Here is a 25636-nt window from a genome sequence, read left to right as displayed (position 1 = left end):
GCAGCGCGCGGGGTTGCTCGGGTGAAGCAATAGACGCGGACATGATGCCGTCCATATTTTCTCTGATTGATGACCCAGTTCGGATCACCTCGGGCTTCAATCAAACCCTAAAAAACAGCGCGAAGGCTTCAGCAGCCTAGGGCATGGCGACAATCCGGCGGTTTATGACGGCAACAAATCCCGCAGGCGGAACTCAGCGATGCGTTCAACCTGACGGCAGGCCTCGGCGAATTCCGCATCGCGGTCCTGTTCGATCCGCCGCTGAAAGGCCTGCAGGATCGAGGCTTTGTCATGGTCACGCACTGCAATGATAAACGGGAACCCAAACTTCTCAGTATACCGCTGGTTCAGCTCGGAAAATGTCTCGCGCTCCCCATCCGTCAGCGCGTCCAACCCGGCCGAGGCTTGCTCGGACGTGCTTTCCTGCGTCAGCCGCTTGGCTTGTGCCAGCTTGCCCGCCAGATCCGGATGCGCGGCCAGCACACCCAAACGCTCCTCTTCCGAAGCCGAGCGGAACATGCGGCTTAACGCATTATGCAGCCCGCCCGCAGTGTCATGCACTGGCCCCAATTCCAACTCAAAGGCGCGCTCGGCAATCCAGGCCGAATGCTCAAAAATACCACCATAAGCCGCAAGGAACGTATCACGCTCCATCTGCGAAGGTTTCGGGTGCTGCACAGGCGGGTGTTGCGCTGCCCAATGCTCAGCAATCTGCAACCGCGTCGCGAACCAAACATCCGAAAATCCGCGCGCGTAATCCAGAAACCGCTTCAAAGCCATCACTCGACCCGGGCGCCCGACAAGACGGCAATGCAGACCAATCGACAACATCTTGGGCATCCCGGCCTCACCTTCGGCATAAAGCGCATCGAAACTGTCTTTGAGGTAGGTGTAGAACTGATCGCCCGAGTTGAACCCTTGCGGCGAGGCAAAGCGCATGTCGTTGCAGTCCAGCGTGTAAGGTACGATCAACTGATCCCGCCCCCCTGTCTGCATCCAGTAGGGCAGGTCGTCCGCGTAGGTGTCAGCGACATAGGAAAATCCACCCTCTTCGGCCACCAGTCGGACAGTATTTAAGGAACAACGGCCGGTGTACCAGCCACGCGGTCTTTCCCCCACAACCTCGGTGTGCAGTCGAATGGCCTCGGCAATCTCGGCGCGTTCTTGCGCTTCGGGCATGTCTTTGTATTCGATCCATTTCAGACCGTGGCTGGCGATTTCCCAGTTTGCCGCTTTCATTGCGGCAACCTGATCCGGTGATCGAGCCAAAGCGGTCGCCACACCATAAACGGTGATCGGAATGTCCTGCATCAACCGGTGTAGACGCCAGAACCCGGCACGCGACCCGTATTCATAGATCGTTTCCATATTCCAATGACGCTGACCGGGCCATGGCGCAACACCGACAACCTCGGATAAGAATGCCTCGGACGCAGCGTCGCCGTGCAGAATATTATTCTCGCCGCCCTCTTCGTAGTTCAGCACAATCTGCACGGCCAGCTTTGCTCCGCCGGGCCACTTGGCATTCGGAGGGTTTGCCCCGTATCCAATCATATTCCGAGGGTATCGAGGGGGTTGCATGGCATCTCCCTTTCTTGAGCGTTTCGACGGCTTTGGCCCAGATCGGCGCCTTCGATTATCAAACTAAACCGAACGCGTTTCCGGTCCTTTCGGCATTTCCACTACTGTGAACATTGCGCCAGACTGCCGAAAAGCAAAAGGCAAATTATAAGGGGGCCCGAGGCTGGCTATGTAACAACCCACGTTCTGGGCACGACGCGCGGCTGCCCGACCGAAGGACTGATAGTTACTCCAAGTCAAATCATCGGAGTGACCCGCCGCAAACTGGCCGAAACCGATGCCGAGAAGCGTGACCATTTGCAGTTGTCGTTTTCCCCTTTGCCTAACTGACCTACAGTGGCCGTTGACCCAATTCTGAAAGCCTCCAGTTTGGTCTAGCGCTATAGCTGTGACGCGAACTGCTGGAAATCTTAGGCGACAACACCCGCGATGCCAGGTTTTGAAACAGGGGCTGGACGGGCACACAAACCGTTAATTCAGCACAGGTTTCGATAATTCCTTTTCCTGCGTTGAAACTGATGCTCTAACATCAACCTGTCAGCCGTCGTGTTGCATAAGACGGCGATATTGAGTTCGACTTGGGGCAGTTGGAGCCATTCGATGCGGGGAAGCAGGCCACGGGCCTTTGTGAAATATTGCCTTCTCGGCGCGATTGTCGCCTTTCCGACATCTTTGGCGGCGTTGGAGACAACGCTGAACGCGCCGGGCGCTCCAAAAGCCTTGATTGAACGCATCGAGGAAACTTCATCGGTTGCGACTGCAGAAGACCGGGGATTGGACACCCCACTGGAGATTCTGTCTGCCGCCTTGTCGGATTACCGCACTATCGTTCAGATCCTATATGATGAGGGCTATTTTAGCCCGGTCGTCAGCATCAAGCTGGACGGGCAGGAAGCGGCTGACATGAGCTCCCTCACCGTGCCCAACGCGATCAACCGTGCAGTCATCACGGTCAACACCGGGCCGACCTTCACCTTTGGTACCGCCATCGTTGCCCCTGTCGCACCGGACACTGTTCTGCCCGAAGAGTTCGCGCCGGGCAAGTTGGCAACAACCGGAGCCATTCAACAGGCGGCCTCGGCCGGAGTTCAGGGCTGGCGTGATGCGGGCCACGCTAAGGCGACGGTCGAGGACCAGAAGGTCATTGCCCGCCACGCCCAGAACCGGCTGGATGCGCAGATCGACCTTGCACCAGGTCAACGCCTGACATTTGGCAAGATGTTCATTAAAGGCGATACCGACGTGCGCCACCGCTCGATCGAAAAAATCGCGGGATTCCCATCAGGCGAGGTGTACTCGCCCGCAGAAATCCAGAAAGTTGGAACCCGGTTGCGCCGCACTGGCACATTCAGTGTCGTGTCGATCGAGGAGCGTGAAACCCCCAACCCCGACGGCACGTTGGATTTTGATGCGACGTTCGAAGACATGCCAAAACGTCGCATTACATTAGGGTTCGAACTTGCCTCCAACGCCGGATTAGACGTCACCGCGACCTGGACACACCGCAACGTTTTCCGTCGCGCTGAACGGCTGCGGTTCGAAGCTGCCTTGCGAAACATTGGGGGTACGGAAGATCTGGATGGTCGTATTGGCCTACGCCTGGATCAACCCGACCGATTGGGTCCGGATGACAACACGTTTTGGAGCGCACTGCTGGAGCGACGAAATACCGAAAACTATAACGTGAGCATTGCTTCGCTGGGCTATGGTGCGCGGCGTACCTTTTCCGACAGGCTCTATGCCGAAGCTTCGATCGGGTTCCAGTGGTCGGATGCCGATGACGCCTATGGCAGCGGTCGCAAGTTTCGCTATTTCATCATTCCATTCCGGTCAGAATGGGATCAGCGCGACAGCAAGGTCAGCGCCACGCGCGGGTACTATCTGGACGCTCAGGCGATGCCCTTTGCCGGGCTGTCAGGAACGGAAAACGGCCTTCGGCTGTTCTTTGATGGGCGCGGCTATACCAGCCTGAGCACAGGAGGGCGGATAGTTTTGGCGGGTCGCGCGCAATTGGGATCTGTGATCGGACCTTCCCCCAGTGGCGTGACGCCAGATTTTCTGTTTTTCTCGGGCGGCGCGGGTACCGTACGCGGTCAACCCTTCGAAAGCCTTGGTATTCCGGTTAACGGCGGCGTGGCAGGTGGCAAGTCCTTCCTCGGGCTGTCAGGTGAGGTTCGCGGAAAGATCACCGACACGATATCACTTGTCGGATTCTATGATTTCGGTACGGTGGATACGTCGTCATTTATCGGCAGCGATGCAGAGTATCATTCCGGTGCCGGGCTTGGGGTTCGGTATGATCTGGGTGGCTTCGGCCCCTTACGCCTTGATCTTGCCCTGCCCGTTCAGGGTGACACGGGCAGCGGTCTGCAATTTTATATCGGGATCGGACAGGCATTTTGATACGGCAGTATTCATATCCGGTTGTAACGACAGTGCTGATCCTGACCGCGCCGCATTTGGCCGCGCAAGAGGATGACGGCGGTGGCAGCATGCTGGAACGTTTCCTGCAGGACACGCTGTCAGGGGATGATCAAAACGTCACCGTCAAGGGTCTGCAAGGCGCGCTGAGTGCACGGGCTACAATCGAGGAAATCACCGTATCCGACGACGACGGCGTCTGGCTGACCATCAAGGATGCCGAACTGGACTGGAACCGGTTGGCCCTGATCCGTGGCCGGTTTTCCGTCAATGCCCTGACCGCACAAGAGATCGACATCGCCCGCGCGCCTGGTACCACGACTAAGGACACTCCGGCACCTTCGGCCGAAACCAAGCCCTTTCAACTGCCCGAATTGCCCGTCTCAATCGAGATCGGTGAAATTCGGATAGATGAGCTGTCGCTGGGCGAGCCCCTGATTGGAGTCGCCGCTGATCTTTCGGTAACGGGAAACTTGTCATTTGCAGATGGGGCTCTGGACACCAATCTGGACATCACCCGGCTGGACCGGGCAGGGGATGAGGTAACGCTGGCCGCGGGATTCCAGAATTCCTCACGCGAGATCAATCTGGACCTGCAGGTGAATGAAGCTGCAGGCGGGCTGATTTCGACCGCACTGAAAATTCCTGACAGCCCGCCGATCGGCTTCTCTGCCAAAGGCGCGGGGCCTCTGACCGACTTCACGGCAGATATTGCGCTAAGCAGTGATAACCAGCAGCGGGTCACCGGGCAGGTTCAGCTGCGCGCCGCTGAAACGGGTGCAGCAGATGGGATCGCCTTTACTGCCGATCTGGGCGGTGACCTGACCCCCTTCTTGGCCGAGGATCTGGACCCGTTCTTTGGCCCGAAAACACGCCTGTACGTCGATGGCCAAACCAAACCGCAAGGCGCGCTGGACATCCCCGATCTGGAACTGACCACTCAAGCCCTCGATCTGAAGGGGGAGTTGCAACTGGCAGAAGGCGGCACGCTGCAGTTGGCGGCCTTGCAAGGCCGCATTACCCCACCTGATGGGCAAGCGGTCGTGTTGCCTGTGGCAGGCGGAGATACATCGATCGAGGCCGCGCAGATTTCGGCGCTGTTCGACCAACGAAACGGCAACCTGTGGGATCTGAGCCTGACAGCAAATGCGTTTCAGTCTCCGCAAGCGAAGCTGGACACCGCCCGGATCACCGCACAGGGCGTTTTGGAACAAGGCGAAATGTTCAGCGTGCAGGGCGACGTGCAAGCCATCGTCAATGGTATTGACCTGAACGATCAGGGCCTGACCACAGCCTTGGGAGACCGCCTAACACTGGACGGTCAGTTTGATTACGGCAGCGACCAGTCCCTGAACCTGTCCGGCTTCGAACTGGTGGGGACAGATTATACGCTTGCACTGGACGCGCTGATCGACGGGCTGACCAGTGGATTGACAGTTGATGGATCAGCCACTCTTGAGGCGTCTGATCTGTCTCGGTTCTCGGAGCTCGCCCAACTTGATCTGGGCGGGTCGGCTTCGGCGCGAGTCGATGGCAAAGGCTCGCCACTGGAGGGCAGTTTTGACGGCAAACTGGTCGTCGAAGGCCGCGATCTGGTTACTGGGCGCGACGATATCGACCCCGTTATCGAGGGCGAAACCACGATAACTCTGGACGGCAGCCGTGGCAGCGACGGAATTTCTATCCGTGAATTTAACCTGAACAGCGAGGCTGCGCAGGCGCAGGCCAGCGGCGAAGTTACCACGCCCAATGGCAATCTGACCATCGACGGGAAAGCCAGTGTGAATGCTCCTGATCTGGCCGTCTTTTCCGGTTTGGCCAAGCGTGACCTTGGCGGCGCTGTGCAGGCCGAGATAGACGGCAAAGGTGCCATTCAGACGCTGGAATTCGACGGCACCGCGAGTCTCATCGGACAGGACGTCAAGACTGGAATGTCCGACATTGATCCTTTGCTGGCCGGCAAGACCACTATCAAATGGGACGGCGCACGTACCGAGGACCAAATCGAAATTCGTCAGGCATCCGTCAATGGCACCGCTTTGACCGCGCAGGTCGCCGCCACGGTGGACGATCCAACCGGAGATCTGGCGGTCGATGGCAACGCCCGCGTTTACGCACCGGATCTGTCCTTGTTCTCGGGCCTAGCCAAACGCGATCTGAACGGCTCGGTAAACGTGAATGTGAAGGGCAATGGAACCCTCGCCAACCGGATCTTCGACATTCAGGGCGATCTGAACGCCGATGACATTCAACTCGGCATCGAAATGGTCGACAAACTGATCCAAGGCCGCACGACCCTGAGGGTCGATGCGGCTAAGGCAGAAGACCTCGTCGATGTCCGCACCTTCCGTCTACGGGGTACGGCCCTGTCGGCCACCGCTTCCGGTAAATTGGATCGTACGGCCGGAGGGCTGAACTTCACCGCCGAACTCGACGATTTGTCCCGCGTCCTCGCCTCAATGTCCGGGCCGCTGACTTTGGACGGCAACGTCGCCCCTACCGGATCGGGGCTAGAGGGTACCATGCGGCTGAATGGGCCCGACAGCTCTTACGCGGCGCTGACCGGAACGGTGGATACGAACGGTACGGCGGATTTGGATTTCGACGCCAAGCTGAACAAGATCGAACGCTTTGTGCCCGAGTTTCCCGGCACCATCGCGGCCACCGGTAACGCCAAGCGCGACAATGGGGTTTGGACCATCGACGGTTCGGCCAATGGGCCGGCCAATATCGAAAGTTCGATCGCAGGCACTTTTGATGAAACCACGGGCGAAGCCGATATGCGGGCGCAAGGTGGTGTCAATCTGGGCATCGCCAACATCTTTATATCGCCCAACAAGATCGAAGGATCGGCGCGACACAATCTGAGACTACGGGGCAAACCCGCGCTCAGTTCGCTGAGTGGCAGCATCACCACGTCGGGAACGTCACTGGCCCTCCCCGATATCGGGCAGACGATCACAGGCATCAGCGGCTCGGTCGAGCTGGCACAGAGCCGGGCCACGATTTCGATGAATGGCGGCATGCGAGCTGGAGGGAATTTTACCGTCTCTGGTCCTGTGAGCCTAGAGCCTCCGTTTAATGCAAACATTGTCACGCGGCTCAATCAACTCGTACTCACCGATAAGCTGCTTTATGAAACTACTTTGAATGGCGAAATCGCCATGACGGGTGCTCTGGCAGGCAACAGTGCCATTTCCGGGCAAATCACGTTTGAAGAGACCAATATCAACCTCGCCGCCGCAGCCGGTGCGGTTGGGGCCGCGCCGATCCCCGAGATCAAGCACATCAACGAAAGCGCCGCTGGATACCTCACCAGAGAACGCGCGCGTCTGGTCGTCGAAGAAGGCGCAACCAAAAGCGACTCGCGTATCGCACTGGATGTCAGCCTACGGGCTCCCAAAGCGGTTTTTGTACGGGGCCGAGGTGTGAATGCCGAACTTGGCGGTAGCCTGTTTATCGGTGGTACGACGGCCTCGGTCATCCCGTCCGGCCAAATCGAACTGATCCGGGGCAATATCGACATATTGGGCCGCAGGTTGGCTTTGACCAAGGGGCTCGTGACTCTGCAGGGTGATCTCAAACCGTATATCGAGTTCGCGTCTTCCACCAGCACATCGGATGGGACTGCCACCATCGAAATCTCTGGCCCTCTGGATGCGCCCAAGGTTGACGTCTATTCTGATCCAGAACGTCCTGCAGAAGAGGCACTGGCCATGCTCCTGTTCGGCAACCGTTTTTCAGAGATTTCTCCCTTTATGATTGCCCAGATGGCCGCGTCCTTGGCCCAACTCAGCGGAGCCGGCGGCGATACAACAAAGGGGCTGCGCGATTCAACCGGCGTGGACACGGTGGATATCGGTACGACCGAAGGCGGTGCTGGCCGTCTGGGTGCGGGCGCTTATCTCAGTGACAATCTCTATACCGATTTCACCGTCAACACCGAGGGCGATACCGAGGTGAACCTGAACCTTGACGTCACCGAAAGTTTCACCGTGCGCGGCACCGTTGACGGGCGTGGTGAAACGGGGATGGGGATCTTTTTTGAACGGGACTACTAGGCACGCCGAATACCAATTGGTTGCCCTACCTGCGGTGCAGGCTCAAGACCTGCATGGTCACAGACCATCCGGGCCAAGCGCGCGGCCGCCCAGTCCGGGTAAGGTACAGATCGCCCGGTTTCGTGGCTGACATTCATGAATAGCGCCTCTTGCGTAGCGCAGATTTCTGCATCTTCGGACATCATCTGTGCGAAGTAGTGACCGCGCTTCTGGTCCGCGTCCAGCATGCGGAAGCGGAACCAAAACCGCTGGTCCTGCCGCACCTCGCGCAGAAAATTCATGTGAGATTGCAGAATGTATGGCCCTTGATCCAGCGATTTGACCTGCGGCTCGCCCAAACCCAGATGTTCAACCATCAGCTTTTCCAGCGCCAGGTCGAAGGCCACGCCGTAGTAACCCACGTTCATGTGGCCGTTATAGTCAATCCATTCTGGCAGAACCGAAAAGCCTCGGATTTCAATTGGCGCATCATACGGCCCGTCATGTCCGCTGAGAGGGTCAGTCATCAGTTTCCTCGTCAAAGATCGCAACAGCACGGACGAACCCTGCCGAAGCCCCTTTGATCTTGAATGGAAAGCACGAGATTTCAAACCCCGTGGGTGGCAGGCCCTCAAGGTTCGTCAGCTTTTCAATGTGGCAGTAGCCAATTTCTATCGAGGCCCGATGCCCCTCCCAGATGATCGACGGATCGCGTGTTTCGGCATATTCCTGTGCTGTCAGCGCAAAAGGTGCATCCCAGCTCCAGGCATCGGTGCCGGTGACCCGCACACCGCGCTCGGTCAGGTACAGCGTCGCCTCGCGCCCCATGCCGCAGCCTTTCATCAGATAATCGGGCTGTCCGTATTGCGTCCCGGCCGAGGTGTTCACGATTACAATATCCAACGGCTGCAACACGTGACCTATCCGTTTCAACTCGGCCTCCACATCCGCAGCGGACACCACATAGCCATCATCAAAATGGCGGAAATCCAGCTTTACACCGGGGTTCATGCACCATTCCAAAGGCACCTCGTCGACGGTGATCGCCCGTTCACCGTTGTTCATCGTCGAGTGATGGTGGTAGGGCGCATCCAGATGGGTGCCGTTGTGGGTGGCAATCTTAAGCCGCTCGATGGCCCAGCCTTCACCGCCCGGAAGGTCATCTTTTAGCAAACCCGGAAAGAAGGACATGACCTGTTCGGCGGTCTGCTCGTGGGTCATATACTCAATCTCTGGCAGCATGATCGGTGGGTCCGACACGATGCCCATTTCCAAAGGAACGGAAAGATCGACGAAACGACGAGCCATGTATACCTCCTCCACCAACGACGGTGACAGGGTTGGCTGCAAGTAACTCTCTGTCAAGGAAAGAAAAAGGCGGCCCTATGGGCCGCCATTCAGAGTTTGTGAGTGGTGGTCTTATTCCGCCGCGATGGCGTCTTCGATCTTTTCGACCCTGATCGCCGAGAATTTGAACTCGGGGATTTTGCCATATGGGTCGATGGCCGAGTTGGTCAGGATGTTCGCCGCCGCCTCGACATAGGCAAACGGGATGAACACCATGTCTTCGGCAATCGCCCGGTCAGCACGCGCCATGATCTCGATCGAGCCGCGACGGGTGGTCAGTCGGATCATCTCACCCGGTTCGATCCCCATTAGCTTCAGCGTCCGGGGGTTCAGCGAACAGTTCGCTTCCGGCTCCACCGCGTCCAGAACGTTGGACCGGCGAGTCATCGAACCCGTATGCCAGTGTTCCAACTGACGGCCGGTGGTGGCGATCATCGGGTATTCCTCATCCGGTGCCTCATCCGGCGGGATGACACTGGCTGGAGTGAACCGGGCACGGCCTTCCGCCCGTGGGAAGCCGTCACCGAACACGATCGCCTGCCCCGGGTCTGTCTCGGACAGCGACGGGTAGGTGATGGTCTCGGTCTCCAGACGCTCCCACGTGATGTTGTTGAGCGAGTTCATCGTCAACTTCATCTCGGCAAAGACCTGGGACACATCGGTGTAATCCCAGTTCAGCCCAATCCGCTGCGCCAGTTCGACGGTGATCTTCCAATCCTCACGCGCCTCACCCGGAGGGGTCACGGCCGGACGCACACGCTGAACCTGACGGTTGGTGTTAGACACGGTGCCGTTCTTTTCATACAGCGCCGAGGCCGGCAGGATGATGTCAGCGTAGTTCGCCGTCTCGGTCAGGAAGATGTCCTGCACGATCATCAGGTCCAGCTTGGCCAGCGCGTCCCGCGCGTGGTTCACATCCGGGTCGGACATGGCCGGGTTTTCACCCATGATGTACATGCCCTTGATGTTACCGGCATAAGCCTGATCGATAATCTCGGTGACCGTCAGACCCTTCTCGTTCGAGAAATCTTCGGAATCCCACACACCGTTGAACTTCGCCCGGATGCCGTCATCGGTGACCGACTGGTAATCCGGAAGGAACATCGGGATCAAACCCGCATCCGACGCACCCTGCACGTTGTTCTGTCCGCGGAGCGGGTGCAGACCCGCGCCCGGTTTCCCAACGTTGCCGGTCATCAGAGCCAGCGAGATCAGACAGCGAGAGTTATCCGTGCCGTGGATGTGTTGGCTGACGCCCATGCCCCAGAAGATCAGACCGGCCTTGGCCTGCGCAAAGGTGCGGGCCACACGGCGCAGCTGATCCGGCTCAATACCGCAGATCGGCGACATCGCCTCGGGCGTGAACTGACGCAGATGCTCCTTCTCGGCCTCCCAGTTCTCGGTCCAGCGGTGGATGTACTGGCTGTCATACAGCTCTTCTTCGACGATCACGTTCATGATCGCGTTGAGCATCGAGACATCCGCGCCCGGACGGAACTGCAGCATCTCATCCGCAAACTTGCGCATACCAACGCCGCGTGGATCCATCACGATCAGCTTGCCGCCGCGCTTGGCGAACTGCTTGAAGTAGGTCGCCGCGACGGGGTGGTTCTCGATCGGATTCGAGCCGATGATGATCGCCACGTCCGCGTTTTCGATCTCGTTGAAGGTCGCGGTCACCGCGCCGGAACCGACGTTCTCGATCAGAGCGGCCACAGACGACGCGTGGCACAGACGGGTGCAGTGGTCGACGTTGTTGTGCTTGAAGCCCTGACGGATGAACTTCTGGAACAGGTACGCTTCTTCGTTCGTACATTTGGCCGAACCAAAGCCTGCAACGCTGCGCGGATCTTCTTCGCGCAGGGTTTTCAGCTTTGTGGCGGCCAGATCCATCGCCTCTTCCCAGGTCGCTTCGCGGAAATGGGTCGAGAGGTTGCCCGGATCGACGTTCAGACCCTTGGCTGGTGCGTCGTCACGACGGATCAGAGGCTTGGTCAGGCGATGCGGGTGGTGGATGTAGTCAAAGCCAAAACGGCCTTTGACACACAGGCGGCCTTCGTTTGCGGGGCCGTTGATGCCCTCGACGTATTTGACCTTGCCGTCTTTGACCTTCAGCGAGACCTTACAGCCCACACCGCAGAACGGGCAGACGCTTTCAGTCTCGGAATCGTAATCCTTGCTGTCGCCTTTCTGCTGGTCGTCCAACACGGTGGCAGGCATCAGCGCACCGGTCGGGCAGGCCTGAACACATTCACCGCAGGCCACACAAGTCGAGTCACCCATCGGGTCGTTCTGGTCGAACACCACCTGCGCGGTGTGGCCACGACCGGCCATGCCGATCACGTCATTCACCTGCACTTCACGGCAGGCCCGGACGCAGAGGTTGCAGTTGATACAGGCGTCGAGGTTAACGCGCATCGCAACGTGGCTGTCATCCAGAAGCGGAATTTTCTCGGCCTCTTTCGCCGGAAAACGGCTGTCGCTGACGTCGTTCAGCTTGGCCATGTCCCAGAAGTGGCTGGAGGTGTCGTGCGCTTCCTCGGGCTGGTCGGCGACTAGCAATTCCATGACCATGGCGCGTGATTTCTCAGCGCGGTCGGAATCCGTTTTCACCACCATACCGTCCGCTGCGGGACGGATGCACGAGGCGACCAGCGTGCGCTCACCTTCCACCTCGACCATACAGGCGCGGCAGTTGCCATCGGGGCGATAACCCGGTTGTGGCTTGTGGCACAGGTGAGGGATGGTGAACCCCTGCCCCTTTGCGGCTTCCCAGATGGTCCAGCCCTCGGGCACGGTGACATCTTCGCCGTTCAGGTTGAAGGTGACGGTCTTATTTGGGCTTGCATCAAGCATGGCTCTGTCTCCCCTCAGATTTCGTCAGCGAAATGTTTCATGACGAGGCGGATCGGGTTCGGGGCCGCCTGCCCCAGACCGCAGATCGAGGCATCGCCCATGACCTGACACAGGTCTTCCAGCAGGTCCTGATCCCACTTGTCGGCCTGCATCAGCTTCACTGCCTTTTCGCAGCCAGCACGACAGGGCGTACACTGGCCGCAGCTTTCGTCCTCGAAGAACCGCAGCATGTTCAACGCCGCGTCGCGGGCGGTGTCCTGATCGGACAGAACCACCACGGCGGCCGAACCGATGAAGGTGCCATGCGGCTGCAGCGTGTCGAAATCCAGTGGGATGTCATGCATCGAAGCGGGCAACAGACCAGAGGACGGACCACCCGGCTGATACGCCTTGAAGGTCTGCCCCTCGGCCATGCCCCCAGCCGCTTCGATCACGTCCAGAATGGTCGAACCTGCAGGCAGCAGGTAAACGCCCGGCTTCGCCACCCGGCCCGAGACCGAATAGCTGCGCAGGCCCTTACGGCCGTTCTTTTCAGTGCTGTTGAGGCATTCTGGCCCCTCGCGGCAAACTTTGGTGACCCAGTACAGCGTCTCGACATTGTGCACGAGTGTCGGGCGGTTAAAGACCCCAACCTGCGCCACAAACGGAGGACGGTGACGCGGCAGGCCCTTCTTGCCTTCAATCGACTCGATCATCGCGGATTCTTCACCGCAAATGTAAGCGCCAGCACCGCGACGCAAGTCAATATAGCCGGGCTCAACAATCCCCGCCTCTTCCAGCGCGGCGATTTCACGGCGCAGAATTTCCAGCACCGCAGGGTATTCGTCACGCATATAGATATAGCAGGTTTCGGCCTCGACCGCCCAGGCGGCGATCAGCATGCCTTCGAGGAAGACATGCGGCGTGCGCTCCAGATAATAACGGTCTTTGAACGTGCCGGGCTCGCCTTCGTCGCCGTTCACGGCCAGATAACGCGGACCTTCGTTCATGCGAACAAAGCCCCATTTCTTGCCGGACGGGAAGCCAGCACCACCCAGACCACGCAGGCCCGAGGACAGGACGTCTTCCTGCACCTTCTCCCAATCTCCACCTTCACGCAGCTCTTTCAGCTTGGCGTAGCCGCCATTGGCCTCGTAGGTCGCAAAGGTCTCGTAGTCGGGCAGATGCGCATGGGTGTCATTGGCGGCAATCGCGGCCTGCACCTTTTCAGGAGTCGCGTGGTCGATGTGGTTGTGACCGATCTCCAGCACCGGCGCGGTGTCACAACGGCCCATGCACGGCGCGCGAACGACGCGGACTTCAGCGGGGTCCAAACCATCCTCCAGCGCCTTCTGCAACTGCTGGGCACCGGCCATTTCGCAAGACAGGGAATCACAGACCCGGATGGTCAGCGCAGGTGGAGGGGTTTCACCCTCTTTCACCACATCGAAATGGGCGTAAAAAGTCGCGGTCTCATAGATCTCGGCCTGACCGATCCGCATCTCGACCGCCAGCGCTGCGATGTGGTCGGCGCTGATATGGCCGTGTTCGTCCTGAATCAAATGCAGGAATTCGATCAGCAGGTCGCGGCGGCGCGGGCGATCGCCCAGCAGGCGGTGAATCTCAGCCTGTGCCTCATCCGTGAACTGACGGCCTTTGGGCGTATGCCGCCCCTTGCCTTTACCTGACTTCCAGACGCCCTTGGGTGCGCCTGATGGCTTGGTGTCTAATGGTGCCATGATGCCCTCCGATTAAGGCTCCGTGTCTCATCAGACTAGCATATCGTCAAATCTCTTGTCGCAATCGCACGATAACGACTGCTTATCACCGCAAAGACGTCACCACGGCGCGCAAAGCCTCGACCGTCGGCAGTTCCGGGTCGCGGGACAGAGTGGCCAGACAAATCGGTTTGCTAACAACGGGATCGACCAGAGGCAGCACCTTCGTCCCCTTCAGATCACCCAGCGCGCGGACCAGAACCCGAGGCACAACGGTGGCCGCCAGCCCTTCTCGCGCCATCACCATCGAAGCCGTGAAGCCGCTGGTTTCTGCCACCACATCCGGGTGCAGGCCTTGGTCCGCGAAAATCCGGTCCAGAATGCGACGGTTCTGCATCTGCGGCTCTAAAAGGCTGAGCGGGAATTCGGCCACCCGCGCCCACGGAATCGGACCGGTCTCATCCGTCATATGCGACGGCACCAGCAGAACATAGGTTTCCTCATACAGAGGCTGCACCTGACGCAGATCAGTGCCGATACTGTCGCCATAGGTGATGCCCGCATCCAGACTGCCCTCATCCAGCCGGTGCTGAATAGCCGTCGCCGACATGGTTTCGATCCGCGTGATGATGCGGGGATGTGCATCGCGCAATCGCTTGATCAGGCGACCGGTGAAGGCAATCGCGGTCGGGATCACGCCCAAAATCAGCGTCCCGGTGATCTCACCCTTAGCGGCCAGAACCTGCTGTTCCAGCGCCTTCGTGTCGTCGAGGATACGTCGCGCCCGCTGGACAATCATCTCGCCCTCTTCGGTCAGGCCCTGAAATCGGTTCGCACGGCGCACAATGGAAACACCCAACCGGTCCTCAAGATTGCGGATGCGCATCGAGAACGCAGGTTGTGAAATCCCGCACTCCTCGGCTGCCTTGGCAAAGTGACGGTGCCGCGCCAGAGCGCTGAGTAGTTGCAGGTCGCGGATTTCAATCATGCTATTGTTTCTTCTTGACGTCAGAAGCGCAGAGTAACGCGTTTCCAGCTCGGTGAAACCTTTTGTTGCCGTCCGAAATACCGCAAATTGCAATTTCCCGTATCGCAATGCGCGCGTTATCGTGTCCGAAGTCGGCATGATGGACGGAGGAGGTCAATGGCCAGAAAATACATCAGCCTGGTCACGCGCCTTTGGGCACTGGCGATTATCCTTAACATTGCCGCAGGAGGAGGTGTGATGGCACAACAAACTGACAATTCCGCAGCAAAAAACTTGTCCCGGCAGGCCGTTGAAATGTGGGCAGCAGAGTCCTCGATAGACGAAACAATTTTCGCCGAAGGGTATCAAAACCATCAAGCACCTTTGGCTACCGGCGGCACCGGAAGCATCGATTTGGCTACATGGGCAGGAATTGTAGCGGAAAACCACAAGGCCTTCCCCGATCTGAAGGTCGAGATATTTGGGCAAATCGCCGAAGGTGACCGCGTGTCCACCCATTGGCGGTTCTTTGGGACTCAGCAAGGGTCCTACCTCGGCCAGCCCGCCTCTGGCCGTCCAGTCAATTGGACCGGTGTTCAGATCGACCGGATCGCCGATGAAAAAATAGCGGAAAGCTGGGTCGTCTGGGACTACTTCACACTACGGCACGAGCTTGGTGTGGGAAACTAGCGCCACAGGCCCAGCTACGCCCGGACTCAATTAATCCGGGCGCTTATGCATTGCTCAGGTGTTGAACAGGAAGTGCATCACATCACCGTCTTTGACGATGTAGCCCTTGCCCTCTGCCCGCATCTTGCCGGCCTCTTTCGCACCCTGCTCGCCGTTGGCAGTAATGTAGTCGTCATAGGCGATGGTTTCGGCGCGGATGAAGCCTTTTTCGAAGTCACCGTGGATCACACCAGCGGCCTGAGGCGCAGCGGTGCCGGTGCGGATGGTCCAGGCGCGGGCCTCTTTCGGGCCGACGGTGAAATAGGTTTCCAGTTTGAGCAGGTCGTAGCCCGCGCGGATCAGACGATCGAGGCCGGGTTCTTCCAAGCCCATTTCCTCAAGGAACATCTGGGCTTCGTCTTCTTCCAGCAGGCTGATCTCTTCCTCGATCTTGGCGCTGATGATAACGTGTGCATTGCCTTGGGCGGCGGCCATCTCGGCGACTTTGGCCGAGTATTCATTGCCTTCGGCAGCTTCCTCTTCGGACACGTTGCAGACGTACAGGACAGGTTTGGTGGTCAGCAGTTGCAACATCTTCCAGGCTTTGGCGTCTTCATCCGACACTTCGACCAGACGCGCAGGCTTGCCGTTTTCCAGCATCTCTTGCGCGATGGCCAGCAGTCGGTCCTGCTGTTGCGCCTCTTTGTCGTTGCCCTTCAGCTTGCGCACCAGATTGGCGCGGCGCTTTTCGATGCTTTCCAGATCGGCCAGCATCAGCTCGGTCTCGATGGTATCGGCATCGGCCACCGGGTCGACACGGCCGTCCACATGAGTCACATCACCGTCCTCGAAACAGCGCAACACATGGGCGATGGCATCAGTCTCGCGAATATTGGCCAGAAACTGGTTGCCCAAACCTTCGCCTTTCGAAGCGCCCTTAACCAGGCCCGCAATATCAACGAAAGTCATCCGCGTTGGAATGATCTGCTTCGAGCTTGCAATAGCCGCGAGCTTGTCCAGCCGATCATCAGGAACGGCCACATCACCCACATTAGGTTCGATGGTGCAGAACGGGAAGTTCGCCGCTTGCGCAGCAGCTGTTTTGGTCAGCGCATTGAAGAGGGTCGACTTACCCACATTCGGCAAACCCACGATTCCCATTTTAAAGCCCATGCTGGCCTCCTGAAGCGATACGACGGCGTCTTCTAGGCAGGTCCGGTGAAATGCGCAAGTCAGATGGCAGAAAGCTCAGAAAGTCCAAATTGCAACATCACGAAAAAGTTCGTGATACGTGAACTTGCCCGAATTGAATCCTGCATCCTAAGATCACCAAATAAGACGTTGCGAACAAACAATAGTGAATACTTGATATGAAGAACTTAGCTGCAGCCGTTGCGCTGCTCCTTGCAGCCCAAACAGCTCAGGCTCAGTCCATTGTCTTTGGCGCAGGATATTCCGATTTTTCCGACAGCTCGGCCGATGATGAAGCTGTGTTTTCACTTGAGTATCAACACAGCCCCTTTCACGAAGCTACTCGCTTTTCCGCAACTTGGGGCAGCGCTCTGACCGTGGACACAGCAAGTAACGTACATATCGGCATCGGCCTGATCGGGTTTTACACCTTTGCTGATCGCTGGTTCCTCGAAGGCAGTGTCATGCCCGGGTATTTTGCCGAAGGAGACGATCTGAACGATCTTGGCGGCGAATTCCAAATCCGGAGCCTGCTGGGCGTTGGCTACACACTGAACAGCGGCAACAAAATCTCTGCGGCGATAACGCACAAATCCAACGCCAGCACGAATGACGATAACCCAGGTGTCAACTCAGCCCTACTGCGGTATCACTTCGAGTTCTGAGGCAATCTGACCCGTCGGGATTGATTTCCGGGCAAAGTTTCTGCACATCAGGTTCAACTCTGAATGCAAGGACTGCAGATGACCCGTATTGATGCCAAGTTCGCCGCTCTGAAGGCCGAGGGGAAAAAAGCCTTTGTCGCATATATCATGGCAGGTGACCCCGATTTCGACACCTCGCTTGAGATCGTAAAAGGCCTGCCGGGTGCGGGCGTCGACGTGATCGAACTGGGCCTGCCTTTTACAGACCCTATGGCGGACGGTCCGACTATCCAGGCCGCCGGTCAGCGTGCACTGGATGGCGGCATGACACTGCAGCGGACTCTGGAACTTGCCCGCGCATTCCGCAAAACCGACGACAAAACCCCGATTGTGCTGATGGGATACTACAACCCGATCTATAGCCGCGGTGTGGAGAACTTTCTGGCTGACGCCAAAGCTGCCGGGATCGACGGTCTGATCGTGGTTGACCTACCGCCGGAAGAAGATGAGGAACTGTGCCTCCCTGCGCAGGCGGCAGGTCTGAATTTTATCCGCCTGGCCACACCGACCACCGATGACAAGCGCCTGCCCCGCGTTCTGCAGAACACCTCGGGCTTTGTGTACTATGTCTCGATCACAGGCATTACCGGCGCAGCCGAGGCGCAGGTCACGAATGTGGGCCCCGAAGTGGCCCGGATCAAATCCGCGACAGATTTGCCCGTGATCGTGGGCTTTGGCATCAACACGCCCGAGAAATCCAAGGCCATCGCCAGCGTAGCCGATGGCGCGGTCGTCGGGTCGGCCATCGTCAGCCAGATCGCTGCAGGCAAGCCAGTGACTGAGGTTCTCGACTTCGTAAAAACTCTGTCCGATGGCGCACATTCAGCCTGATCGTTCGACAGACATTCCAATCGGCAAAACCGCAGCACGCGCCCGGCCTGCTGCGGTTTTTTTTCATGCACACACCCAATTGCAACACACGGGGCACCCCAGTAGAAATACTTAACCACTCAACTAAAGGCCTTGGCCCATGCCCGTAATCACCACGATCGAAGACCTGCGGCGCATCTATGAGCGCCGCGTTCCTCGGATGTTTTACGACTATGCCGAAAGCGGTAGTTGGACCGAGCAAACCTTTCGCGATAACAGCTCGGACTTCGCAGATATTCGCCTGCGGCAACGGGTAGCCGTGGACATGGCCGGACGTTCAACCTCTTCAAAAATGATCGGTGAAGATGTTGCGATGCCGGTCGCGCTTGCTCCGGTCGGTCTGACGGGTATGCAGCATGCAGACGGCGAGATGAAAACCGCCAAAGCTGCAGAAGAATACGGCGTGCCCTTTACCCTGTCCACCATGTCAATCAATTCGATCGAAGACGTGGCCGAACACACAACCAAGCCCTTCTGGTTCCAACTCTACACGATGAAGGATCAGGACTACGTCAGCCGCCTGATCCAGCGCGCGAAAGATGCGAAATGCTCGGCACTGATGATCACGCTGGATCTACAAATCCTGGGCCAACGGCACAAAGATTTGAAAAACGGTTTGTCCGCACCTCCGAAATTGACAGCAAAAACTATCGCGAACCTGATGACCAAATGGTCGTGGGGCATTGAGATGTTGGGCGCGAAACGCCGTGAATTCGGAAATATTGTCGGTCATGTCGAAGGTATCTCAGATGCCTCTTCCCTCGGCGCCTGGACCGCCGAGCAGTTCGACCCCAGCCTCGACTGGGGTAAGGTAGAAAAGCTGATGGAAGAATGGGGCGGCAAAGTCATCCTCAAGGGTATTTTGGACGCCGAAGACGCCAAGATGGCCGCTAAACTTGGTGCTGACGCCATCATCGTTTCAAACCACGGGGGCCGCCAATTGGACGGTGCGCTCAGTTCCATCCACATGCTACCGCAAATCATGGACGCGGTCGGAGGTGACATCGAGGTTCATCTGGACAGTGGCATCCGGTCTGGACAGGACGTTCTCAAGGCCTTGGCTCTGGGCGCCAAAGGCACCTATATAGGCCGCGCCTTTGTCTATGGACTGGGTGCAATGGGTCAGAAGGGCGTCACCACCGCACTGGATGTTATCCATAAAGAGCTGGACACGACTATGGCATTGTGCGGCGAACGCAACATTGGTGATCTGGGACGCCATAACCTGCTGATCCCTGAAGGTTTCGGCGGTCGTTGGCTGGACTGACTTAAGCCGAATTACAAAAGCTCAAAAAGCCCTTTCCAAATCCAATGAATCAAGCTAAGGACGCGGCTTCACGCGGGCATACAGCCTTGGAGGATGCCCGCCCTAACATTGGAGAATTATCATGGCTGGAGAGATTCCTGATCTCGTAGCTCTGGAACGGACGGGGACAGGCAAGGGCGCCGCTCGTCAAGCACGCCGCGACGGCATGGTTCCGGGCATTGTTTTTGGTGGTGACAAAGAACCGCTGCCGATTCAGATCCCGTTTAACGTTCTGTTCAAGCGCCTGAAAGCAGGCCGGTTCAAGTCGACCCTGTGGAACCTGAAGGTCGAAGGCCACGAAGACGTCCGCGTCATCTGCCGCGACGTTCAGCGTGATGTCGTCAAAGACCTGCCGACCCACCTGGACCTGATGCGCCTGCGCCGGACCACCAAGATCGCGCTGTTCATCCCCGTTGAGTTCATCAACGAAGACGCAGCCCCCGGCATCAAGAAGGGCGGCGTTCTGACCGTTGTCCGTCCGGAAGTCGAACTGATGTGCACCGCCGGTGACATTCCTGAAAAGATCACCGTTGACGTGACCGGAATGAACATCAACGATGTTGTCACCATTTCATCGGTTGAGCTGCCCGCAGGCACCAAGCCGACCATCGACCGTGACTTTGTCATCGCGAACGTCTCGGCGCCGACCGGTCTGTCGACTAGCGACGACGAAGAAGAAGGCGAAGAAGTGGCTGCAGACGAAGTTGAAGTCGTCGGTCAGGAAGAAGCAGAAGAATAAATCCGGACCCAACATTCCGGATTTTGAAACGGGGCTCAAATCGGGCCCCGTTTTCTTTTGACACTACAGGCTGGAAAAGCGGTTGCATTCCGTGCCATCAACCATCTGCGCTGAACAAGGACGAGACTATGAAATTGTTTGTCGGATTGGGAAACCCGGGATCGAAATACGCCCGCAACCGGCACAATATCGGCTTCATGGCCGTGGACCGGATCGCCGAGGATCACGGCTTTGGCCCGTGGAAATCCAAGTTTCAGGCAGAGATCGCCGAGGGGCGTCTGGGTAACGAAAAAGTACTGCTGATCAAGCCGCAAACCTTCATGAATCGTTCCGGCCAGTCCGTGGGCGAGGCAATGCGGTTCTATAAGCTGGACTCGACCGACGTGACAATCTTTCACGATGAACTGGATCTCGCCCCCGGCAAGGTTCGGGTCAAAGCGGGGGGCGGGCATGCCGGGCACAATGGGTTGCGCTCGATCCACGAACACATAAGCCCGGCCTATGATCGGGTACGGTTGGGGATCGGCCATCCGGGACGGAAAGAAATGGTCTCACCCTACGTTCTCGGCGACTTTGCCAAGGCCGATGCGGACTGGCTGGATGACGTTCTGCGCGGCGTGTCGGACGGGGCAGGTTATCTGGCAGACGGAGACGGCGGAAAGTTCATGAATGCGGTCGCGCTGCGCACTGCCCCTCCTCGGTCATCAAAATCACCGGCTGAGGCGTCAAAACCTGCAACCAAGTCTGGGCCTGAGCCTGCGCCGGAAGTCGACGATCGAACGGCCATGCAAAAGCTGCTGGACAAGTTCAAATAGCGCTGGTCACTTTGCCGTAACGTCCCAATTGCAGAAAAGCATTGCAGGCGCTCCTATGCGGCAGGGAAAGGGAGGCAAACTATGAGAGCTGTGTTGAGGTGGGTGCTGCGCATCCTGCTTATGCTAGTGCTGGCAGCGGTCGTTGTGGGGTTCTGGAAACGCGAAGAGCTTCAGCGCCTGGTCGCCGTGAACTCTTTGTTTTCCGAGGAAAAGATCGTTCACAACTTTTCCAACATGGATGAAGCTTTCCTGACGATCGACTTGCCACGCGGCAATGGCCCGACCTCGGAACTCTCCTACGGCCCCGGTTTTGATCTGCCCGAGGGCACCGATAACTGGATCGAGGACCGCTCGGTCACCTCTCTGCTGGTCATGCAAGACGGGCAAATCCGTTTTGAGGAATATTATCTGGGCACTTCGCCCGAAGATCGGCGGATATCTTGGTCGGTTGCCAAGAGTTACCTATCGGCACTGTTCGGCATCCTGTTGGCCGAGGGCGCAATCGAGTCGCTGGATGATCCGGTGGTGAAATACGCACCGAGTCTGGCAGGAACCGCTTATGACGGCGCATCGATCCGTAACGTGCTGAACATGGCCAGCGGCGTCACCTTCAACGAGGATTATTTCGATCCCAACTCGGACATCAACCGGATGGGTCGCGTGGTGGCATTGGGCGGAGAGTTAGATGACTTCGCGGCCTCGCTTCAGGACACCTTCGCCACTCCAGGCGAGACATGGCAATATGTATCGATCGACACCCATGTCATCGGCATGGTGATCCGCGGCGCGACCGGGCGCAGCGTGACCGAGTTGCTCACCGAGAAGATCATTCAGCCACTGGGGCTGGAATATGACGGATACTATGTCACCGACGGTGCCGGAGTTGCCTTTGTGCTGGGTGGTCTGAACTTCACCACTCGTGATTTTGCGCGCTTCGGTCAGATGATCTTGCAAAACGGGGAATATGACGGCCAGCAACTCGTACCGTCGGAATGGATTGCCGAATCCGTCCTCCCCAGTGCCCCAACAGCGGCCGGCAAGATTGGGTATGGCTATCAGTGGTGGATTCCCCTTGGCGCGCATGAAGGCGAATTTTTGGCCCGTGGCGTCTATGGCCAATACATCTATTTCGACCAACCGCGCGGTGTGCTGATCGTGACGACCGGGGCAGACCGCCAGTTCCGTGACCCGGGCATCAACGAAGAAAACATAGAAATGTTCCGCAAGATCGCCCAAAGCCTGTAAGGTGGTTCTATGCAAAAACAAGACAGTATCAATGTTTTGGGGGGCGTGCTTGCCCCTTGTTCCCGCGATCCGCTAACCGGGTTCTTCCGCGACGGGGCCTGTAATACGTGCCACGAGGATCAGGGTAGCCATACGGTATGCGCCGTGATGACAGCCGAATTTTTGGCCTTTTCGAAATATGTCGGTAACGACCTGAGCACCCCCCGCCCCGATTTCAACTTTCCCGGTTTGAAACCCGGTGACAGCTGGTGCTTGTGCGCCGGGCGGTTCCTGCAAGCCCATGACGAGGGCTGCGCCCCCAAAGTGCATCTAGAAGCAACCCATCAGCGGGCGCTGGATGTAGTGCCGTTGGATATCCTGCAACAGCACACCGCTACACCGGATTGACGCCGGACGCGGAATACTCACTATGCAATCTGCAAGGCGACACCCTGTTTGTTCAGCCAGCCCTCAAAATGAACGAATGAGGTATGCCATGAGCTTTATTGCAATGAACCGTTTCAAAGTCCGCCTTGGAAGCAAACCCAAATTCGAAAACGTCTGGAAAGAACGTCAGAGCCGCCTAAATGAAGTGCGGGCTTTAAAGAGTTTCGCTTGCTCAAAGGACCCGAAGGCGACGGGTACCGCTTATTTTCCAGCCATGTGATCTGGGACCGACGCGAAGACTTTGAGGCCTGGACGAAATCCGAGCAGTTTCGCGATGTGCATAAGAACGCTGGAAACAGCAAGACCAAATCTGCGCTGATGGGTCCGCCACAGTTCGAAGGTTTCGAAACCGTTCTGCACCAAGGTTAAAGAAAAACCGGCCCCTGTATGGGCCGGTTTTATCACTTCAGGATATTGGGCGTTTAGCCCGCCGTACGACCTTCGGTATCCGACATGTCGAAGTTCAGGTATTTGGCTACGGTCTGCACGTCCTTGTCGCCACGCCCGCACATGTTCATACAGATCAAGTGATCCTTGGGTAGCTCGGGCGCGATTTTCATCACATGCGCCAGCGCATGGCACGGCTCGAGCGCCGGGATGATGCCCTCGGTCGCACAGCACAGTTGGAACGCCTCAAGTGCCTCTTTGTCGGTGATCGAAACATAGTTGGCGCGGCCGATGTCGTGCAGCCACGAGTGCTCAGGCCCGATGCCCGGATAATCCAGTCCGGCCGAGATCGAATAGCCTTCCAGAATCTGCCCGTCATCATCCTGAAGCAGATAGGTGCGGTTGCCGTGCAATACACCCGGGCGACCACCGGTTAATGAGGCGCAATGCTCCATCTTTTCGTTCACCCCTTTACCACCGGCTTCAACACCGATGATGTTGACGTCCTTGTCATCCAGGAACGGATAGAACAGGCCCATCGCGTTCGATCCACCACCAATGGCAGCGATGATCGTGTCGGGCAGACGGCCTTCGGCCTTATGCATCTGCTCCTTGGCTTCTTTGCCGATGATCGACTGGAAATCGCGGACCATCGCCGGGTACGGATGCGGACCGGCCACGGTGCCGATGCAATAGAACGTGTCGCGCACATTGGTCACCCAGTCGCGCAGCGCGTCGTTCATGGCGTCTTTCAATGTGCCACGGCCAGACGTCACCGGGATCACTTCGGCGCCCAGCAGGCGCATACGGAACACGTTCGGAGCCTGACGTTGCACGTCATGCGCGCCCATGTAGACCACGCATTTCAGGCCGAACTTGGCGCAGACGGTGGCAGTAGCCACGCCGTGCTGACCTGCACCAGTTTCCGCAATGATCCGGGTTTTACCCATACGCCGCGCCAGAATGATCTGGCCCAGCACATTGTTGATCTTGTGTGCACCGGTGTGGTTCAGCTCATCGCGCTTCAGATAGATTTTCGCGCCGCCCAGATGCTCGGTCAGGCGTTCCGCATAATACAGAGGCGAGGGGCGGCCCACATAGTTGGCCCACAGATCGTCCATCTCGGCCCAGAATGTCGGATCATCCTTGGCTTTCTCATATTCCTCTTCCAGCGACAGGATCAGGGGCATCAGCGTTTCGCTGACAAACCGCCCGCCGAAAATGCCGAAACGGCCCTGTTCGTCGGGGCCGGACATAAAGGAATTGAAAAGGTCGTTGGCCATGGGAGTCTCCATCGTCGTACCTGTTGTTCATAGGAGGTGGCGGCAGGATTTGCCATGCCAAAACGTATTATTCCGCCGCTTCAATGCGCTGCGTCCAAACCTGCAGTGCCTGCTCTCTACTTGGCACTGCAATGCATGGAAAATGGTGAAATTCGTTTACCTCCGCCAGCCGCGAAACCGCTTGCACAACGCGGCGATGCGGGCCTGAATGGGCAAAGGTCAGCATGGCTTCGGCGTCGTGCCAAACACTGAGCGAGAAATAGAGCCCCTGATGCAGGAACACATCTGCTTGCAAGCAGAGCGGATCACCCCGCGCCTGTAGCAGTGCCTGGCGCGCACGCCAAAACAGCTCCGGCCCGTGGTACCACCGCTTCAAGGAAATTCCGCCAATCGCTGCAAGCATGGTTGCGCCCTCCCCAACAGAGATACGCTCCCATCGGGTGATCAGATCACCGGGCCGCCTTGATAAAGGCTTTGATGAGGTCCCCGTCCTTGACACCGGGCGCACTTTCCACGCCCGATGCAACGTCGACCTGCTGAGCGCCCGTCATCCGAATGGCCTCGGCCACGTTGTCCGGATTCAGCCCTCCGGCCAGCATCCACGGCTTGCGCCAATACTTGCGCCCGGCCAGTAGACGCCAATCAAAAGCCAATCCGTTACCACCCGGCAAAACGGCATTCTTCGGGGCTTTCGCGTCAATAAGCAACTGATCGGCAACATCGCTATACGCGTCGATTGCAGCCAAGTCTTCAGCTTCCGCAACACCAATGACTTTCATGACCGGCAAACCATAGCGATCCTTGACCTCGCGCACCCGCTCTACCGTTTCAGATCCATGCAGTTGCAACATGTCAAATGGGACCGTTCGCGTAATGCTGTCGAGTAGCTCATCCGTGGCGTTCACCACCAAAGCCACCTTTGCCACGCCCACCGGAACCGGGGCAGCCAACTCGGCAGCCTGTTCAGGTGAAACGTAGCGGGGCGACTTAGGAAAGAAATTAAAGCCCAGATAGCGCGCGCCCGCATCCACTGAAGCACGCACGTGATCGGGTGCGGTTAAACCGCAGATTTTGACAGACACTTCAGGCATC

21 protein-coding genes are annotated in these 25636 nt (G+C 57.9%); 11 read left to right on the top strand and 10 right to left on the bottom strand.

The genetic code is table 11. The features are described from left to right. Positions 1–162: 162 nt before the first annotated feature. Entirely contained in the window at positions 163–1581 is a 1419-nt protein-coding gene (gene puuE, locus ABLN94_RS11025) for an allantoinase PuuE (protein WP_352992347.1), read from the bottom strand. Positions 1582–2181: 600 nt separating this feature from the next. Between puuE and ABLN94_RS11020 the strand changes: the two genes are divergently transcribed. After that, a complete protein-coding gene (locus ABLN94_RS11020; protein ID WP_352992345.1) occupies positions 2182–3984 on the top strand; it encodes an autotransporter assembly complex protein TamA in 1803 nt (600 codons plus the stop codon). Then, on the top strand, positions 3981–8063 hold the full coding sequence (locus ABLN94_RS11015; RefSeq protein WP_352992343.1) for a translocation/assembly module TamB domain-containing protein: 4083 nt from the start codon (positions 3981–3983) through the stop codon (positions 8061–8063). Before ABLN94_RS11020 ends, ABLN94_RS11015 begins: the two co-directional genes overlap by 4 nt. On the opposite strand, the gene ABLN94_RS11010 is transcribed toward ABLN94_RS11015, so the two are convergent. From ABLN94_RS11010 to ABLN94_RS10990, 5 genes are all read right to left on the bottom strand, one after another. Continuing rightward, positions 8060–8569, bottom strand: a complete 510-nt coding sequence (locus ABLN94_RS11010; protein WP_352992341.1) for a thioesterase family protein — start codon at positions 8567–8569, stop codon at positions 8060–8062. The two genes, ABLN94_RS11015 and ABLN94_RS11010, sit on opposite strands and share 4 nt — an antisense overlap. Further along, positions 8562–9350, bottom strand: coding sequence for a cyclase family protein (locus tag ABLN94_RS11005; protein WP_352992339.1), 789 nt, complete (start codon positions 9348–9350; stop codon positions 8562–8564). The genes ABLN94_RS11010 and ABLN94_RS11005 overlap by 8 nt, the downstream gene beginning before the upstream one ends. A 111-nt stretch (positions 9351–9461) precedes the next feature. Beyond that, a complete protein-coding gene (fdhF, locus tag ABLN94_RS11000) occupies positions 9462–12245 on the bottom strand; it encodes a formate dehydrogenase subunit alpha (RefSeq protein ID WP_352992338.1) in 2784 nt (927 codons plus the stop codon). 14 nt (positions 12246–12259) lie between these two features. Then, a complete protein-coding gene (locus tag ABLN94_RS10995) occupies positions 12260–13963 on the bottom strand; it encodes an NAD(P)H-dependent oxidoreductase subunit E (protein ID WP_352992336.1) in 1704 nt (567 codons plus the stop codon). Between the two features lie 85 nt (positions 13964–14048). Then, positions 14049–14930 carry a LysR family transcriptional regulator gene (locus ABLN94_RS10990; protein WP_352992334.1) on the bottom strand — a complete coding sequence of 294 codons (882 nt, stop codon included), beginning with the start codon at positions 14928–14930 and terminating at the stop codon, positions 14049–14051. Between the two features lie 156 nt (positions 14931–15086). On the opposite strand from ABLN94_RS10990, the gene ABLN94_RS10985 reads away from it, so the two are divergent. Then, positions 15087–15599, top strand: coding sequence for an ester cyclase (locus ABLN94_RS10985; RefSeq protein ID WP_352992332.1), 513 nt, complete (start codon positions 15087–15089; stop codon positions 15597–15599). Positions 15600–15653: 54 nt separating this feature from the next. Here the strand turns inward: ABLN94_RS10985 and ychF are convergent, their stop codons facing one another. Then, complete coding sequence (gene ychF / locus ABLN94_RS10980) at positions 15654–16751, bottom strand: redox-regulated ATPase YchF (protein ID WP_352992330.1); 1098 nt, start codon at positions 16749–16751, stop codon at positions 15654–15656. A gap of 197 nt (positions 16752–16948) precedes the next feature. Between ychF and ABLN94_RS10975 the strand changes: the two genes are divergently transcribed. The 8 genes from ABLN94_RS10975 (at position 16949) to ABLN94_RS10940 (ending at position 23243) form a co-directional block, all read left to right on the top strand. Continuing rightward, the gene (locus tag ABLN94_RS10975; protein ID WP_352992328.1) at positions 16949–17434 is read left to right on the top strand and encodes an acyloxyacyl hydrolase; all 486 of its coding nucleotides are present in this window, start codon (positions 16949–16951) and stop codon (positions 17432–17434) included. Between the two features lie 78 nt (positions 17435–17512). Then, positions 17513–18304, top strand: a complete 792-nt coding sequence (gene trpA, locus ABLN94_RS10970) for a tryptophan synthase subunit alpha (RefSeq protein ID WP_352992326.1) — start codon at positions 17513–17515, stop codon at positions 18302–18304. A gap of 139 nt (positions 18305–18443) precedes the next feature. After that, a complete protein-coding gene (locus ABLN94_RS10965) occupies positions 18444–19610 on the top strand; it encodes an alpha-hydroxy acid oxidase (RefSeq protein ID WP_352992324.1) in 1167 nt (388 codons plus the stop codon). 121 nt (positions 19611–19731) lie between these two features. Then, on the top strand, positions 19732–20388 hold the full coding sequence (locus tag ABLN94_RS10960; protein WP_352992322.1) for a 50S ribosomal protein L25/general stress protein Ctc: 657 nt from the start codon (positions 19732–19734) through the stop codon (positions 20386–20388). Between the two features lie 128 nt (positions 20389–20516). Next, complete coding sequence (gene pth, locus ABLN94_RS10955) at positions 20517–21203, top strand: aminoacyl-tRNA hydrolase (RefSeq protein ID WP_352992320.1); 687 nt, start codon at positions 20517–20519, stop codon at positions 21201–21203. An 81-nt stretch (positions 21204–21284) separates the two neighbouring features. Then, positions 21285–22448 carry a serine hydrolase domain-containing protein gene (locus ABLN94_RS10950; RefSeq protein ID WP_352992318.1) on the top strand — a complete coding sequence of 388 codons (1164 nt, stop codon included), beginning with the start codon at positions 21285–21287 and terminating at the stop codon, positions 22446–22448. A gap of 9 nt (positions 22449–22457) precedes the next feature. After that, positions 22458–22835, top strand: a complete 378-nt coding sequence (locus ABLN94_RS10945) for a DUF2237 family protein (protein WP_352992316.1) — start codon at positions 22458–22460, stop codon at positions 22833–22835. 207 nt (positions 22836–23042) lie between these two features. Beyond that, on the top strand, positions 23043–23243 hold the full coding sequence (locus ABLN94_RS10940) for an antibiotic biosynthesis monooxygenase family protein (protein WP_352992314.1): 201 nt from the start codon (positions 23043–23045) through the stop codon (positions 23241–23243). Between the two features lie 53 nt (positions 23244–23296). On the opposite strand, the gene trpB is transcribed toward ABLN94_RS10940, so the two are convergent. The 3 genes from trpB to ABLN94_RS10925 form a co-directional block, all read right to left on the bottom strand. Further along, positions 23297–24544 (bottom strand): tryptophan synthase subunit beta, encoded by a 1248-nt coding sequence (gene trpB / locus ABLN94_RS10935; protein WP_352992312.1) that lies wholly within the window; start codon positions 24542–24544, stop codon positions 23297–23299. 67 nt (positions 24545–24611) lie between these two features. Beyond that, entirely contained in the window at positions 24612–24947 is a 336-nt protein-coding gene (locus ABLN94_RS10930) for a hypothetical protein (RefSeq protein WP_352992310.1), read from the bottom strand. 46 nt (positions 24948–24993) lie between these two features. Next, the gene (locus tag ABLN94_RS10925) at positions 24994–25635 is read right to left on the bottom strand and encodes a phosphoribosylanthranilate isomerase (protein ID WP_352992308.1); all 642 of its coding nucleotides are present in this window, start codon (positions 25633–25635) and stop codon (positions 24994–24996) included. Between the last annotated feature and the right edge of the window lies 1 nt (position 25636).

The sequence above is a fragment of the Ruegeria sp. SCP11 genome, from assembly GCF_040329455.1.
In the GTDB taxonomy this organism is placed as follows: Bacteria; Pseudomonadota; Alphaproteobacteria; order Rhodobacterales; family Rhodobacteraceae; genus Ruegeria; species Ruegeria atlantica_E.
The sequence above is the reverse complement of the archived record's forward strand: the minus strand, read 5'-3'. Positions and strand labels throughout refer to the sequence as shown.